Raw genomic sequence first — 15465 nt, 5'->3', positions numbered from 1 at the left:
CCCTCTCCCTCGCGCTCCGGAGTGCCGTCATGCCCGCACCCCTCGCTCCGCCGTCCCCCGACCGTGCCGCGGCCCCCGCCGGGCGTCTCCCCGCCGTCGTCCTCATGGCCGGCAGCTGCCTGCCCGTCCTCGGTGCGGTACTCCTCGCCCCCGTCCTGCCCCGCATGCAGGACCACTTCGACGGCGTCCCCGGCAGTACGGCCCTGGTCCCCGTCGTCCTGACCGTCCCCGCCCTGGCCCTCGCGGTGCTCGCCCCCTTCGCCGGCGTCATCGTCGACCGGCTCGGCCGCAAGCGGCTCCTCGTCGTCGCCACCGTCCTCTACGCGCTGTTCGGGACGGCCCCCCTCTGGCTGGACTCCCTCCACGCCATCCTGGTCAGCCGCATCCTCGTCGGTGTCACCGAGGCGGCCATCATGACCGCCTGCACCACCCTCATCGGCGACTACTACAGCGGCGAACTACGCGACCGCTACCTCGCCCTGCAGACCATGTGCGCCTCCGCGTCCGCCACCGTCTTCTTCGTCCTCGGCGGCGTGCTCGGCGCGGCCGACTGGCGCGCCCCCTTCTGGCTGTACGCCGTGGGCCTGCTCATCGCCCCGGTCATGGCCCGCGTCCTGCCGACCCCCCGAGCGCCCGAGCACGACGAGCGGCCGGACGCGCGGACGGCCCGACGGCCCTTCCCCGTCCGTCGCATGGCCGGGATCTGCCTCCTCACCGTCTTCGGCGCCGTGGTCTTCTACGCGGTCCCGGTCGAGATGGCCTACCTCCTGGACGACCTGGGCGTCGAGTCCACCGGCGCCATCGGCGCCGTCACCGCCGTGGCCGGCGCCGCGACCGTCCTCGGCTCCGTCGTCTTCACCCGCCTCTCCCCGCGCGGACGCCGCCGGCTGCCGACGATGTTCGCCCTGTGCGCCGCGGGTTTCCTGCTCATGGGCCTCGCCGACAGCCTCCCGCTCCTGATCGCCGGAGCCGTCGTCAACTGCCTCGGCACCGGCATGCTGCTGCCGTCGCTGGTGACCCGCGCCATGGCCCGGCTCGGCTTCGCCGACCGAGGGCGCGGCATGGGCCTGTGGACCGCGGCCTTCTTCCTCGGGGAGTTCCTCTGCCCGCTGGTCCTGCTGGCGGGCAAGGGTGCGGCCGGCAGCCTCGCCACCGCCGTCGCCCTCCTCGGAGCGGCCACCGCCGTCGTCGCCGCCGCGCTCCTCTCCGCGGTACGCCGGACTCCCGCGCCGGCGGGGCCGCCCATGGATGACCGGTGACACGGAAATGAGCCGCTTCCCGGGTCCGGGGACAACGGACCCGTGGCGGCCGTCCCTACCGGGCGCGCGGTGCCGCGGTGCTGCGCCGTACGACCAGCCGTGGGGTCATCGTCGTCTGCATGGCCCGGTCGCGCCGCCCTTCGACCCGCTCGATCAGCATCCTCGCCGCGGCCGCGCCCATGGTGTGCCCGGCCTGGTCGACGCTGGTGAGCTGGACCGGGGCGAGCGAGGCGATCGCGGTGTTGTTGTAGCCGACGAGCGAGACGTCGCCGGGGATCGAGAGCCCCAGGTCGGCGGCGGCCCGGTAGACGCCGAGGGCCGCGATGTCGGCTCCGGTCAGGATCGCTGTGGGCCGCTCGTCGCCGGTCAGCAGGGTGAGACCGGCGGCGTGCCCGCCGTCGTCGGAGTAGGCGGCGTGGTGCACGCGTGCCCGCCCGGCGAGACCGTGACGCTCCATCGCCTTGAGGTAGCCGTCGGCCAGGGCGATCTCGGGCGGCCGCTGCCAGCGCCCGGTCCTGCTGCCGGCCGCCGACACCAGGGCGATGTCCCGGTGGCCGAGTCCGACGAGGTGGTCCACCACCAGGCCCGCCCCGAGGTCGTCCGCGTCGGTGACGGAGTCGTGCGCGTCGGAGGCGTCGTGGTGCCCGATGACCACGGTGGGCGTCTCCGCGGCCGTGGAGAGGACCTCGGAGCGCGGGGTCGCGGGAGCGATGAGGATCAGTCCGTCCATCTGACGGTCCACCATCGCCCGGGTGGTCCGGGCCTGTTCCTCCGCGCCGAACCCGGCCGCGCCGATCAGCACCGTGTACTCGCTGTCCGCGAGCTCCTCCCGGATGCCGTCGAGGATGTCGGCGAAGAACGCGTTGCGCACGTTGTCCAGCAGGACACCGATGGTGTACGTGCGCCCGCGCATGCCGCGGGCGGCGGCGTGCGGGCGGTACTCCAGCTCGGCCATGGCCGCCCGGACCCGCTCCTGCATGGCCGGGCTCACGCCGTAGGCGTTGCGCATGACCTTCGACACGGCGGCGGTCGACACGCCGGCATGGCGGGCGACGTCGGTGATCGTCACCCGCTTGGTGTTCCTCGGCGAGCTGTCCGCGGCCATGAGAACCCTGATCTCCTTGTGATTGGTGCAACGGTCTACGCGCCACGTCGTGGGGCGACTCCAGGAGCTGCCCCTGTGGTCGACCAGGCAAAGCTGATGTTACGCGTCTGTGTCTTGACGATGCCAGAGGAATGGCGTCATGGTGTAGCCGACTCGGATGGAGAACGTTCTACACGACTCCGTTCCACGCGGCCGGTCTTCCCGCCGCCCCGGCGCCCGCTCGGCGCCCCTCTCCTCTCTCACGATCCTGGGAGTCACCAGTGCCCCACCGCACGATCCGCGCCCGCCGTACGCGTCTGACCCTCCTCTCGGCCGGAGTCACGTCCCTGGCCGTGCTCGCCACCGCCTGCGGCGGCAACGGCGGCGGCACCTCCGCGGCGCCCAAGGACTTCACGTACCTCAGCGTCACCGAGAACACGACGACGAGAACGGCGCTGACCACGCTCTCCAAGGGCGCCTGCACGACCGAGAACGCCGCCCTGCCGCTGAAGGTCGAGACCGTCCCCCAGGCGAGCCTGGACCAGAAGCTGCAGCTGCTCGCCGGCCAGAACGCCCTGCCCGCCCAGTTCGCCGCCGGCAACGCCCCCTCGCTCACCAAGCAGCTCGCGAAGTCCGGCAAGGTCGCCGACCTGGAGCTCGAACTCCAGCGGCTCGGAGTCCTCGACCAGCTCGAACCGGCCGCCGTCTCCACCATCAAGGCCCTGTACGGAGGCAAGCTGGAGGCGCTGCCCTACGAGTACAACATCGAGGGAATCTTCTACAACAAGAAGATCTTCAAGGAGAACGGGATCGCGGTCCCCGGCACCTGGGCCGATCTGCTCGCCGCATCGGAGAAGCTCAACGCCGAGGGCGTCCAGCCGCTCTCCGCCTCGGGGCAGCAGGGCTGGCCGCTCACCCGCCTCATCAGCGGCTACCTCTACCGCAGCCTCGGCCCCGACGCCCTCGACAAGGTCGACTCCGGTGCGGCCAAGCTGACCGACCCCCCGTACGTCAAGGCGGCCGAGGAGATCGCCGCGCTCGGACAGAAGGGCTACTTCGGCAAGGGCGTCGGCTCCATCGACTACGACACCGCGATGAACCAGTTCCTCACCGGCAAGTCCGCGATGTTCTACATGGGCAGCTGGGCCCTGGCCAACATCTCCGACCCGAAGCAGAACAAGGTCGGCGCCGAGAACGTCGGCTTCATGCCCTTCCCCGCCGTCACCGGCGGGGCCGGCTCCGCCGACCAGTACCCCTCCAACGTCGGCCTGGCCATCACCCTCGGCTCGAAGAACTTCGACAAGAAGACCGGCGCCTGGGTGAGCTGCATCGCCCGGAACTACGGCAGCACCGCCCTGAAGGACCACGGCTCGATATCCGGCTTCAAGGTCAACACCCCGGTCAAGGACGCCAACGAGGTCACCACCACCGTTCGCAGGACCATCAGCTCGTCCCAGCAGAACGTCCTGTGGTTCGAGGCCCTCTTCAGCACCAAGGCGACCACGGTCAGCCAGACCAACGCGGCCGGCCTCGTCACCGGCAGCGTGAGCCCCCAGCAGTTCATGGAGACCGTCCAGGGCGCGCTCGCCGGCCGGTAGACCCGTGAGGCGGGCGGCGCCACCAGCAGGCGCGCCGCCCGCCCCCGCCCGGCCGGCCTCTTCACCCGACATCGAAGTGGACACCACTCTCATGCACCGCGTACTCGGTGACCGCAGGGCGATCGCGATCCTGCTCGGTCCCGCACTCCTCGTCTACACACTGATCATGCTCGTCCCCACCGTGTGGTCGCTCGGGTACTCCTTCACCCAGGGCAACTCCATCGACGGCTTCACCGGCAACGGCCTGGGCAACTTCAGCAGGCTCCTCTCCGACCAGGCCGTCCACGACGCCCTCTGGTTCACCCTGAAGTACGCGGTCGTCGTCACCGCGGGACAGGTCGTCGCCGGCTACCTCCTGGCCCTGCTCTACGTCTTCTTCCTCAAGAGGGCCTCCGCGCTCATCCGCACCCTGGTCTTCTTCCCGGTCGTCCTGCCCACCGTCGCCGTCGGACTGCTCTTCCAGAAGCTGTTCCAGGTCGCCCCCCAGACCGGCCCCGTCAACTCCCTGCTCAACGCCTTCGGCCTGGAGTCCGTCGACTTCTTCGGCAGCGCGGGAAGCGCCTTCTGGGTCCTGGTCGTCATGGACATCTGGCGCTCCATGGGCTTCTACGCCGTCCTCCTGTTCGCCGGACTCGTCGACATCCCCGACGAGGTCCTCGAATCGGCCCGGCTCGACGGCGCCTCCGGCCTCCGCCTCATCCGCCACATCGTCCTGCCGCTGTCCCTGCCGGTCCTCATGTCCTCGTTGATCTTCAGCATCAACGGCACCCTGAAGGTCTTCGACTCCGTCGTCGCCCTCACCAACGGCGGACCGGGCAGCGACACCACCCCGCTGACCCTGTACATGTTCCAGACGTCGTTCACCTACAGCGAGTACGGCTACGGAAGCACCATCGCGCTGCTCCTCACCGTCGTCTGCCTCCTGGTGAGCCTGGCGGTCTACCGCGTCTCGCGGCGCGACATCACGGAGGGCTGAACCATGGCCGTAGACACCCCCCTGAAGACCGCGACCCCCGGACACCGGCGCCCCGGACAGCGGGCCCGCCGCCCCTTCCGCGGGACCGGCGGCCGCCTGTGGACCAGGATCGCCGTCGGCCTGCTGCTCGTCGTCGAGGTCTACCCCCTCGTCTGGATGTTCCTCACCTCGCTGAAGTCCAACAGCGACTACCTCGACAACTCCACCTGGAGCCTGCCCACCACCTGGGAATGGGGCAACTACGCCGAAGCGTGGACCACCGGGAACCTCGGCCTCTACGTCAAGAACAGCCTCCTGGCCGTCGTCCCCGCCCTGGCCCTCGTCCTGCTCCTGGGCACCGCCGCCGGATTCGCCCTGCAGGTCATGGTCTGGAAGGGCCGCAGCCTGACCCTCGTCGTCTTCCTCGCCGGGATGATGGTCCCGCCGCAGATGATCCTGCTGCCGCTGTTCACCGTCTACTTCCAGGCCGGCCTCTCCGGCACCCTGTGGCCGCTCGTCCTCACCTACACCGGCACCGGCCTCCCCCTGACCGTCTTCATGATGGCCACCTACTACAGGACCGTCCCCAGGGAACTCTTCGAGGCGGCCACCCTCGACGGCGCCGGCATCCTGCGCGCCTTCTGGACCATCAGCGTCCCCATGGTCCGCAACGCCCTCCTCACGGTCGGCCTGGTCCAGTTCTTCTTCATCTGGAACGACCTCCTCATCGCCCTGACCTTCACCAACAGCCAGGACCTGCGCACCATCCAGGTCGGCCTGCTCAACTTCACCGGCGACTTCGGCGCCACCCAGTACGGCCCGCTGTTCGCGGCGATCTGCATCAACGTCTTCGGAACGCTCGTGATCTACCTCTTCCTCAACCAGAAGGTCATGAAGGGCCTCACCTCGGGAGCGGTCAAGGGCTGAACCACCCCCGCCCCGCCCGCCCGAGCACACGAAAGGTCCCTTCCTTGCAGTCCCTCCCGCCCTCCCCGGTGCGCTTCGAGCACCTGCCGGACGGCCTCGGCGTCGGAACCGGCACCCCCCGACTCTCCTGGACCACGCCCCCCGAGGCCGGCGACCAGCAGGCCTACGAGATCGAGATCCGCCGCGGCGACCGGACCCACCGCACGGGCCGCGTCGCCACCGCCGACCACCACCTCGTACCCTGGCCCGCCGAACCCCTCGTCTCCCGGGAACGTGCCGCCGTCCGCGTACGGACCTGGTCCGCCACCGGCACCGAAGCCTCGCCCTGGAGCGCGCCGAGCCCCGTCGAGGCCGGTCTGCTCACACCGGACGACTGGACCGCCGTACCCGTGGGAGCCGGCTGGGCGGAGGACCCCACGGCGGAACGCCGCCCGGCCCGCGTCCGTGGACACTTCAGGACCGGGGACAAGCCGATCGCCCACGCCCGGCTCTACATCACCGCCCACGGCCTGTACGAAGCGGAGATCAACGGCACCCGGGTCGGCGACGAGACCCTGGCCCCCGGCTGGACGGTCTACCCGCACCGACTGCGGTACCGCACCCACGACGTCACCCCGCTCCTCGACCCCGGCGCGAACACCATCGGCGCCTGGCTCGCCGACGGCTGGTACCGCGGCAAGTACGGCTTTGACGGAGGCACCCGCAACATCTACGGCACCGACCAGTCCCTCATCGCCCAACTCGAGATCACCCACACCGACGGCACCATCACCGTGGTCGCCACCGACCACACCTGGCAGGCCGCCTTCGGCCCCATCCTGACCAGCGGCCTGTACGAGGGCGAGACCTTCGACGCACGCCTCGACGACCCGCACTGGGCCACCCCGTCCGCACCCCAGGACGGCTGGACCCCCGTACGGACCGGGAAGCGGGACACCAGGACACTCGTCGCACCCGAAGGTCCCCCCGTCCGGTGCACCCAGGACATCCCCCCGGTCACCATCACCCGCACCGCCGACGGCCGTCATCTGCTCGACTTCGGACAGAACCTGGTCGGGCGCCTGCGCCTCACCGCCGACGGACCGGCCGGCACCACCCTCACGCTCCGGCACGCGGAAGTCCTCCAGGACGGCGAACTCGCCACCCGCCCCCTGCGCGAAGCGCACTCCACGGACACCCTCGTCCTGCCGGGTACCGGCCCGTACACCTGGGAGCCCCGCTTCACCCTCCACGGCTTCCGCTACGCCGAGATCAGCGGCTGGCCCGGCGAGCTCACACCCGAGGCCGTCACCGCGCGCGTCCACCACACGGACATGCGCCGCACCGGCTGGTTCGAATGCAGCGACCCCATGGTCAACCGCCTCCACGAGAACGTCCTGTGGAGCATGCGGGGCAACTTCGTCGACATCCCCACCGACTGCCCGCAGCGCGACGAACGCCTCGGCTGGACCGGCGACATCCAGGTCTTCGCCCCCACCGCGAGCTTCCTCTACGACTGCGCCGGCATGCTCGACTCCTGGCTCACCGACGTGGGCCTGGAACAGCTCCCCGACGGCACCGTCCCCTGGTACGTGCCCGTCATCCCCGGCGAACCGATGTGGACCCCCCTCCAGCCGGGAGCCGCCTGGGGCGATGTCGCCACCCTCACCCCCTGGGTCCTCTACCGGCGCTTCGGCGACCTCGAACTCCTGCGGCGCCACCACCGCACGGGCAGGGCCTGGGTCGACCTCGTCGAGCGGCTCGCCGGCCCCGACCGCCTCTGGGACACCGGCTTCCAGCTGGGGGACTGGCTGGACCCTGCCGCCCCGCCGGAGGACCCCGCCGCGGGCCGCACCGACCGGTACCTCGTCGCCACCGCCTACTTCGCCCACTCCGCCCGGCATCTCGCCCACGCCGCCCGCGCGCTGGGCCACACGGCCGACGCCGTCCGGTACGACACACTCGCCGACGAGATCACGGCGGCCTTCCAGAGCCGCTACGTCCACGCCGACGGCCGCATGTCCAGCGACAGCCCCACCGCCTACGCCCTCGCCCTCGCCTTCGACCTCCTGGACGCCTCCCGGCGGCAGGCCGCGGGCGACCGTCTCGCCGAACTCGTCCTCCTCGACGACGCCCGCGTCGCCACCGGCTTCGTCGGCACCCCCCTCGTCTGCGACGCGCTCACGGACACCGGCCACCTCGACACCGCCTACAGGCTGCTCCTGCAGACCGACTGCCCCTCGTGGCTCTACCCCGTCACCATGGGCGCCACCACCGTCTGGGAACGCTGGGACAGCCTCCGCCCCGACGGAACCCTCAACCCCGGAGGCATGACCTCGTTCAACCACTACGCCCTCGGCGCCGTCGCCGACTGGCTCCACCGAGTCGTCGGGGGCATCGAGGTCACGGCCCCCGGAGCCGCCGTCCTCACCTTCCGGCCCCGCCCCGGCGGCGGCATCACCTGGGCCCGCACCCGCCACGAGACGCCCCACGGGACCGCCTCACTGTTCTGGGAGACGACGCCCTCCGGCCTGAAGGCCCGCATCACCGTGCCGCCGAACTGCACCGCCGTCGCCGAGCTGCCGGGTCGGGACCCCGTCGGCCTCGGCCCCGGCACCCACACCTTCCCCGCCACCGAAGGCGACTGACGAGGACCCGGAAAAGGGAATCCGAGTCGCCGCCCCATCCCCAGCACGCGACTTCGGCGGCCCCGGCCGCCCCACCGTTTGGAGAGCCGCTGTGAACCGACGCACCTTCCTGTCCTCCGCCATCGCCACCGCCCTCGCCGTCAGCATGGCCCCCGCCACCGCGGCCACCGGCCGGGGGGTCGCGGCCACCAGCCGGGCGACCGCCGCGACCGACCCCCGCGCCGTCGAGCGCGCCGACGCCCTCCTCGCCCGGATGACGGCCGCGGAGAAGGAGGCCCTCGTCCGCTGCGACTTCGCCACCCTCGGCCACCTCGGCATCCCCGCCCTCACCATGGTCGACGCCTCCGCGGGACTGCGCGGCGAACAGAACGTCACCGCCTTCCCCGTACCCCTCGCGCAGGCCGCGACCTTCGACGAGGACCTCGCCCGCCGCATAGGCGCCGCCATCGGTACCGAAGGACGCGCCAAGGGCTACAACAACCTGCTCGGCCCGACCATCGACCTCACCCGCACCTGGCACTTCGGCCGCCAGGCCGAGAGCCTCGGAGAGGACCCGCTCCTCGCCGGCCGCGTCGGCGCCGCCCTCACCACCGGCATGCAGAGCCGCCGGGTCACCGCCACCGTCAAGCACTTCGCCGCCTACACCCAGGAGGTGAACCGCTTCTTCACCGACACCCGGCTCTCCGACCGCGCGATGCACGAGATCTACCAGGCGCCCTTCCGCCGCGTGATCGCCGCCGCGCCCACCACCTCGGTCATGATGGCCTACCCCAGGATCAACGGAACCTTCGCCACCCAGAACCCCACCCTCTTCGACGACGTCAAGACCCGGCTCGGCCTCCAGGGCTACACCGTCCCCGACTTCTGGGCCGGCGACGACCAGGTCGCCGCCGCCAAGGCCGGCATGGACCTCGCGGGACTCGGCCCCGCCGGCGTCAGGCTCGCACCCGGCGCCCTCACCGGCGGCGCCGTCCCGGCGGCCCGCCTCGACGACGCCGCCCGTCGCATCCTCCTCACCATGTTCGCCAACGGCCTCGTCGACAACCCCGTCCCCGCCCCGGCACAGGACGTCAGCACCGCCGAGCACAAGAGCCTCGCCCACGAAGCCGCCCTCGCCTCCACCGTCCTGCTCGCCAACCGCTCCTCGGCCCTGCCCCTGCCGACGACGCTCACGTCGCTCGCCGTCATCGGACCGGCCGGCACCGACACCCTCACCGGCGTCGCCGGCTCCACGTACGTCGACCCCGGCAACTGGACCACCCCGCTGCAGGCCCTCAGGAACCGTGCCGGCAGCGGCGTGAAGGTCACCCACGCCCAGGGCACCACCGGCGACGTACCGCTGGCCCCCGTCCCCGCCACCGTGCTGCGCACCACCGGCGGAGCCGCCGGACTCACCGGTCGCTACTACGCCACCGCCGAGCCGGCCGGCACCCCCGTCGCGACCCGCACCGACACCGTCGTCGACTTCACCAGCGCGCCGCTCGCCACCCTCCCCGCGGTCTGGTCCGCGACCTGGTCGGGCACCCTGACCCCGACCCACACGGGCCTGCACCGCTTCTCCCTCCTGCCCGCCGGCACCGCGACCCTGAAGATCGACGGCGCCACCGTCGTCTCAGGCTCCCGCGGCACCCGCCGCTTCTTCCTCGGCACCTACGACTACCCCGTCCAGGGCACCGTCGAGCTCACCGCAGGAAAGACCGTCACCGTCGAGCTCACGTACAGCAACGCCACCGCCGACCCCGGCACCAGCGGCCTCACCCTCGGCTGGCAGCCCGTCTCCCTCATCCCGGCCGCCGTCCAGGCGGCCCGTACCGCCGACGCCGCCGTCGTCTTCGTCAACCGCATCGCCGGCGAAGCCATGGACCACGAGCAGCTCGACCTCCCCGCCGACCAGAACCGGCTCATCACCGCCGTGGCGGCGGTCAACCCGCGCACCATCGTCGTCCTGAACACCGACGGCCCCGTGGCGATGCCCTGGCTCGGCGACGTCGAAGCCGTCGTCCAGGCCTGGTACGGAGGCCGTGGCACGGGCACCGCGCTGGCCGCCGTCCTCTTCGGCGACAGCGACCCCTCCGGCCGGCTGCCCGTCACCTTCCCCGCCGCGGCCTCCCACGGCCCCGGCGCCACCACCGCGACCTACCCCGGGCAGAACGGCACCGTCTCCTACGACGAGGGGACCGCCATCGGCTACCGCTACTACGACGCCAAGGGACAGCAGCCCCAGTTCCCCTTCGGACACGGCCTGTCCTACACCACGTTCGCGCACGGCTCCCTGGAAGCCGCGTACAACGCCACCGCCAGGACGGTGACCCTCTCCGTGACCGTCACCAACAGCGGCAACCGCCAGGGGACGGACGTCGTCCAGGTCTACGCCACCCTCCCCGGCGCCGCGTCCGCGGAACCCCGCCGCCTCGTGGCCTTCCACAAGCTCACGCTCGCCCCGGGCGCGAACCAGAGGGTCGGCTTCACCATCCCGGCCGACGACCTGACCGTCTGGAACTCCGGGACCTGGACCCTCGTTCCCGGCCTCTACACCTTCGCCACCGCCCGCAACTCCCGCGCGATGACCGCGCAGCGGTCGCTCTCCCTCGGCTGACCCTCAACGCCGGTATCGGGCCGCCATCGTGTGGAACGCCTTCTTCGGTTCCCAGCGGGTCTCGTCGAGCATCCGGACGACACCGTACGAGCCGAGGTCCTGCTCCCCGGGTCTGCTGTAGCCGGCGAAGGTGAACCACAGCGCCGTGTCCACGCCTTCCTCCTCGAAGACGTCCAGCAGCTCGGTGAGGTGGCGCACCTGCTCCTCCTCGTCCGGGACGGCACCGTCCGGCACCTGCCAGGCCATGCCGCCCCGCTGTGCCGCACCCTGGTAGGCGCAGGTTCCGAACTCGGTCACCGCGACGGGCTTTCCGTGGGCGAGGTGCCCACGCAGCTCGTCGCGGTAGCCGTCGGCGTCGTAGGCGGCTCGGTAGGCGTCGACGCCCACGAGGTCGAACGGACCCCAGTCGACGAACTCCCTGGGAGCGGACGCGTACGTGACCTGTCCGCCGAAGTGCGTACGGACCTCCCCGGCGACCTGGGCGAGGAAGCCGTTCAGGCGCTCCTGCATCGGACCGAGGGAGGACCACCACTCCATGTCGGCGTCGGCCCTGGCACGCAGCCGGTCGGCGTGGGTGTCGCCGCCCGGGAGGAAGCCGCCGCAGAACGCGCTGATCTCGCAGCCGGCGACGAACACCACATCGGTGCCCGTCTCGCGCACGGCCTCGGCCCGACGGGCGCAGTCGGCGAAGAACGGGAGCAACCGGTCGGCGGGAAGGTCAACGGGAAAGGGCGCGAACCAGACCTCGAGACCGGCGTCCGCGGCGTGCCGGGCGGCGATGCTCAGCCGTTCGGGATCCCGCCCGGAGACGCGGACGGCGTCACAGCGCAGATCCCCGGAGATCACCGCCATGTCGTGCCGGACCGTCTCAGGGGTGAAGACCTTGCGGGAGAGCTGTTCCCCGGGGAGGAACCCGGTGTCGTAGGTGATGCCCCGTGCGCGCACGTCGGTGTCCCTTCGCATGACCGTTGCCGTGTCCCGGCAAGTCAAGGCGACACGGGGGCACTCGGCCAGAGGAGGCGGACGGGGCTGCCCCGGTGCGAAAAGGGCTCGCGAGGCCGGCGGCACGACGGGCAAGGTGCCGCGCATGGCACCCCGTTACCAGATCCGCGCCGACTACGACGCCGGCACGATCGTCGTCTACCAGGCGTACTCGCCTGCCATCGCCGATGCGGCGCTGCGGGCGGGCCGTTTCGTCGAGCCGTTCTCCTTCCACCGGATGACGTGGATCAAGCCGTCGTTCATGTGGCTGATGCACCGCAGCAACTGGGCCCGCAAAGCCGGCCAGGAGCGGGTGCTCGCCGTGCGGATGACCCGCGAGGGCTGGGAGGAGGCCCTGTCGCAGGCCGTGCTCACGACCGCGGACCCGGCGGCCGTCGCTCGGGCGGCCGTGCATGTCCAATGGGACCCGGAACGCTCGCCGCGCGGAGCGGCCCTCAACCACTACAGCATCCAGGTCGGCATCGGCCGCCATCTCACGCGCACGTTCGCCGACGACTGGATCGTCGGCCTCACGGACCTCACCCCGCAGGTCCGCAAGGCCGCCACCCTGATACGGGCCGGCCGGGCCGCGAAAGCCCAGCGGTTGATCCCGGCGGAGCGCGCCTACCCGCTGCCCCGGGCCCTGGAGGACCGACTCGCCTCAGGTGGCTGAACGCCGACTGAGAGTCCACCGTCGTGGGCGCCCGCGGTGGTGGCGGCCCCGGACCCCGGACCGTCGGCTACGGCATGCTCAAATGATCACAGTCCTTCCCGTTCAGCCGCGGCCCGCGGTGCCGCCGGAGGTGTCCCAGCCGAGTTCCGTGTACGTGGTTCCGGTGACGATTCCCTCGATCGCGGCACGGGTGTACGCGACCGTCGGCTCCGGCAGACCGTCCAGCGGCCACCAGGCCCAGGCCGTGCATTTGTCGACTTCGCGGATCCGCGGTTCTCCCGACCAGCGGGACGCCGCGAAGAAGAGCTGGATTTTCGGATCGGCATCCGGGAGCTGGAGTACGTGGACGGTGTGGACCAGCGTGAGGTCGGCCGGGGCGACGACCAGGCCGGCTTCCGGTCGTGTGGCTCAGGCGTCCGCGAGGAGGGGGTCGTACAGCGTGCTCGTGCGACGGGCGGACATGAAGGACAGGAAGTCGCTCACGAAGGCGCTCCGGCCGTAGGTTCCGTGGAGGGTGGTGAGGTCGCGGTGGAACGCGGTGCGGAAGAGGGCCCGGTGCTCGTCCGCGTCGATGGTCCCGTCGCCGTCCTTGTCGGTCACGTCGAAGAGCACCTCGGCGACACGGATGAGCGCGGGACCGGCGAGGGACGGGACGGCGGCGGCGTACTCGGCGGCGCTGACGCGGCCGTCGCCGTCCGTGTCGAGGGCGGCCTGGAGTTCGCGCCACCAGGCGGCGAAGGCATCGTAGAGCCGGGTCTCCTCGGGTTCGTCGAGGTCGAGACGGGTGGAGAGTTCACGGGCCATGGCGGCGAGGTCCGGCCAGTCGAGGTGGCCGTCGCCGGTCTGGTCCAGCACCTGCCGGAAGAACTCCTCCGCCGAGCGCCGGACCTGCCCGGCAGCCGCCGACGGCTCGGGGTCCGTAGCGGGGACCGGATCGGGGTCGCCGCCCAGCGGGCCGAGCAGACGGAGCAGGGCTGACGCGCGCTTGATACGGCTCTGCAGGGCGGCCATGGTCCGGGCGCGGGGGTCGTCGCTCCCGGCGGGGAGTGAGAGGAGCTCGATGACGCTCTCGGCGTTGAGCCAGCCCTCGGGCAGGAAGCGTCCGAGCCCGGCGACGACGTAGACGCCCTGCATGAGCGTCCGGGTGCCGGGCATCTCCGGCAGTCCGGCCCGGCGACGGTACGGCTCGGGGAGCGAGGCGACGGTGATCGCGCCGAGGAGCGGTCCGGCGACGGCCCTGCCCACCGCCCACAGTGTCGGCGCGCCGTCGAACAGCGCGGGGGCGGGCAGGTGGTCGAAGAGGCGGAAGAGAATGACCCGGGCCGCCTCGGTGTTCTCCAGTTCGTTCTCGACGACCCGGTCGAAGTAGCGCCAGAAGTCGTGGAGTTCTTCGGGGAGCGCCGCCGCGTCACCGTCGAGGGCGGCCAGGAACGCGCGGTACTCCGCGTACATACGCTCCATCATGTCCTGCGAGAGCGGCTGGCCGCTCATCCTGCACATGGTGACGGCGCTCTCGAAGAGGGTGGCGACCACCCAGGCGCGGGTCGCGCGGTCCCTCGCGTCGTACGCGCGGCCGCGGGAGTCCGAGCCGCTCATGCGGGTGTGCAGCCGGTTGAGCCGGGCCGCCTCCCGTTCGCGTACCGCGGGATCGGCGTCGAACATGCGCCGCATGCTGAGGAAGGTGTTGCGGAGCCGGCGCCAGGGGTGCGCCACGAAAGTGGAGTTGTCGACGAGAGCGGCACCGATCTGCGGGTGGGCCGCCTCCAGCACGGTCGCGCGGATCATGGCGAGCGCCCAGCGCGGGTCGTCGAAGAGCGCGCTGAACTGCGAGTCCGGCCCGAACAGGGCGTGCCCGTCGCCCGGTCCCTCGGCGTCCGTGGGAGGGGCGCCGTTCGCTCTGCTCGCCTCGGTCGGTGCCGTCGTCATCGTGGGTCTCCGTTCGGTTGCGCGGGCAGGCCGCCGAAGCGGCGGTCGCGGCGCTGGTAGGCGTGCAGACAGGCAAGGAAGTCGGGGGCGCGGAAATCCGGCCAGAGCACCTCGGGGAAGACCCATTCGGCATAGGCGACCTTCCAGAGCATGAAGTTGGAGATGCGGTGCTCACCGGAGGTGCGGATGACGAGGTCCACGTCGGGGGTGTCGGGGAACGGCAGGTGCTCGGCGAACACCCGCTCGGTCAGGTCGTCGGCGGACGTTCCGCTGCGGATCAGGGACCGGGCGGCCTCGACGATGTCCCGGCGTCCGCCGTGGTCGAAGGCGACGGTCAGCGTCATCCTCCGGTTGTCGCCGGTCAGGGTCGTCAGGTCGTCGAAGTCCTGGATCAGTTCGCGGGGGATGCGCGGGTCCGCGGCCCCGAGGAAGCGGCAGCGGATGCCGCGGGCGAGAAGCAGCGGGGCGTGCTTCCGTACGACCCGGCGGACCAGACGCATGAGGTAGTCGACCTCGACGCCGGGCCGGTTCCAGTTCTCCGTCGAGAACGCGTACAGACTGAGCCACTCCACACCGGCGGACCGCGCCGCCTCGATGATGTCGATGACCGTGGTCTCGGCGGCCCGGTGGCCCTCCGTGCGCGGCAGGGAACGCTGCTCCGCCCAGCGGCCGTTACCGTCCATCACGCACGCCACGTGCCGGGGGACCGCACGCGACGCCTCGCCGTCCTCCCGTCGCCCGTCCAGGACGTCGTGGTCCGTCACGCGCGACCCGAACCCCCCCGCCGCACGACCGGTCCCGCCACGCTCGGCCACGCCCACCCCGCCCCCAGACCCCCC

11 protein-coding genes are annotated in these 15465 nt (G+C 71.7%); 7 read left to right on the top strand and 4 right to left on the bottom strand.

Features of this window, described 5'->3' with window-relative positions:
- Positions 1-29: 29 nt before the first annotated feature.
- Positions 30-1259, top strand: a complete 1230-nt coding sequence (locus IO20_RS0131115) for an MFS transporter (RefSeq protein WP_030552111.1) — start codon at positions 30-32, stop codon at positions 1257-1259.
- A gap of 55 nt (positions 1260-1314) precedes the next feature.
- Here the strand turns inward: IO20_RS0131115 and IO20_RS0131110 are convergent, their stop codons facing one another.
- Complete coding sequence (locus IO20_RS0131110) at positions 1315-2364, bottom strand: LacI family DNA-binding transcriptional regulator (protein ID WP_030552113.1); 1050 nt, start codon at positions 2362-2364, stop codon at positions 1315-1317.
- A gap of 260 nt (positions 2365-2624) precedes the next feature.
- Between IO20_RS0131110 and IO20_RS0131105 the strand changes: the two genes are divergently transcribed.
- The 5 genes from IO20_RS0131105 (at position 2625) to IO20_RS0131085 (ending at position 11046) form a co-directional block, all read left to right on the top strand.
- The gene (locus IO20_RS0131105) at positions 2625-3941 is read left to right on the top strand and encodes an ABC transporter substrate-binding protein (RefSeq protein WP_030552115.1); all 1317 of its coding nucleotides are present in this window, start codon (positions 2625-2627) and stop codon (positions 3939-3941) included.
- A 91-nt stretch (positions 3942-4032) separates the two neighbouring features.
- Complete coding sequence (locus IO20_RS0131100; RefSeq protein ID WP_030552117.1) at positions 4033-4917, top strand: carbohydrate ABC transporter permease; 885 nt, start codon at positions 4033-4035, stop codon at positions 4915-4917.
- A gap of 3 nt (positions 4918-4920) precedes the next feature.
- Positions 4921-5823 carry a carbohydrate ABC transporter permease gene (locus IO20_RS0131095; protein WP_030552120.1) on the top strand — a complete coding sequence of 301 codons (903 nt, stop codon included), beginning with the start codon at positions 4921-4923 and terminating at the stop codon, positions 5821-5823.
- Between the two features lie 44 nt (positions 5824-5867).
- On the top strand, positions 5868-8450 hold the full coding sequence (locus tag IO20_RS0131090) for an alpha-L-rhamnosidase (RefSeq protein WP_030552121.1): 2583 nt from the start codon (positions 5868-5870) through the stop codon (positions 8448-8450).
- Positions 8451-8541: 91 nt separating this feature from the next.
- On the top strand, positions 8542-11046 hold the full coding sequence (locus IO20_RS0131085) for a glycoside hydrolase family 3 protein (protein WP_030552123.1): 2505 nt from the start codon (positions 8542-8544) through the stop codon (positions 11044-11046).
- Between the two features lie 3 nt (positions 11047-11049).
- On the opposite strand, the gene IO20_RS0131080 is transcribed toward IO20_RS0131085, so the two are convergent.
- Positions 11050-11991, bottom strand: coding sequence for a glycoside hydrolase family 113 protein (locus IO20_RS0131080; protein ID WP_030552125.1), 942 nt, complete (start codon positions 11989-11991; stop codon positions 11050-11052).
- A gap of 142 nt (positions 11992-12133) precedes the next feature.
- Between IO20_RS0131080 and IO20_RS0131075 the strand changes: the two genes are divergently transcribed.
- Positions 12134-12700: a DUF4291 domain-containing protein gene (locus tag IO20_RS0131075; RefSeq protein ID WP_030552127.1), complete on the top strand. Its 567-nt coding sequence runs from the start codon at positions 12134-12136 to the stop codon at positions 12698-12700.
- A 408-nt stretch (positions 12701-13108) separates the two neighbouring features.
- Here the strand turns inward: IO20_RS0131075 and IO20_RS0131070 are convergent, their stop codons facing one another.
- Positions 13109-14626, bottom strand: coding sequence for an oxygenase MpaB family protein (locus IO20_RS0131070; protein ID WP_078946059.1), 1518 nt, complete (start codon positions 14624-14626; stop codon positions 13109-13111).
- On the bottom strand, positions 14623-15309 hold the full coding sequence (gene uppS / locus IO20_RS0131065) for a polyprenyl diphosphate synthase (RefSeq protein WP_030552130.1): 687 nt from the start codon (positions 15307-15309) through the stop codon (positions 14623-14625). The genes IO20_RS0131070 and uppS overlap by 4 nt, the downstream gene beginning before the upstream one ends.
- Positions 15310-15465 lie beyond the last annotated feature (156 nt).

Origin of the sequence: Streptomyces exfoliatus (genome assembly GCF_000725545.1) — a bacterium.
GTDB lineage: Bacteria > Actinomycetota > Actinomycetes > Streptomycetales > Streptomycetaceae > Streptomyces > Streptomyces exfoliatus.
The sequence above is the reverse complement of the archived record's forward strand: the minus strand, read 5'-3'. Positions and strand labels throughout refer to the sequence as shown.

Excerpts from the sequence above, each read along its gene's own strand:
- IO20_RS0131075 (WP_030552127.1), top strand. The coding sequence starts at position 12,134 with ATGGCACCCCGTTACCAGATCCGCGCCGACTACGACGCCGGCACGATC.
- IO20_RS0131095 (WP_030552120.1), top strand. The coding sequence starts at position 4,921 with ATGGCCGTAGACACCCCCCTGAAGACCGCGACCCCCGGACACCGGCGC.
- IO20_RS0131070 (WP_078946059.1), bottom strand. The coding sequence starts at position 14,626 with ATGACGACGGCACCGACCGAGGCGAGCAGAGCGAACGGCGCCCCTCCC.
- uppS (WP_030552130.1), bottom strand. The coding sequence starts at position 15,309 with ATGGACGGTAACGGCCGCTGGGCGGAGCAGCGTTCCCTGCCGCGCACG.
- IO20_RS0131100 (WP_030552117.1), top strand. The coding sequence starts at position 4,033 with ATGCACCGCGTACTCGGTGACCGCAGGGCGATCGCGATCCTGCTCGGT.
- IO20_RS0131110 (WP_030552113.1), bottom strand. The coding sequence starts at position 2,364 with ATGGCCGCGGACAGCTCGCCGAGGAACACCAAGCGGGTGACGATCACC.
- IO20_RS0131115 (WP_030552111.1), top strand. The coding sequence starts at position 30 with ATGCCCGCACCCCTCGCTCCGCCGTCCCCCGACCGTGCCGCGGCCCCC.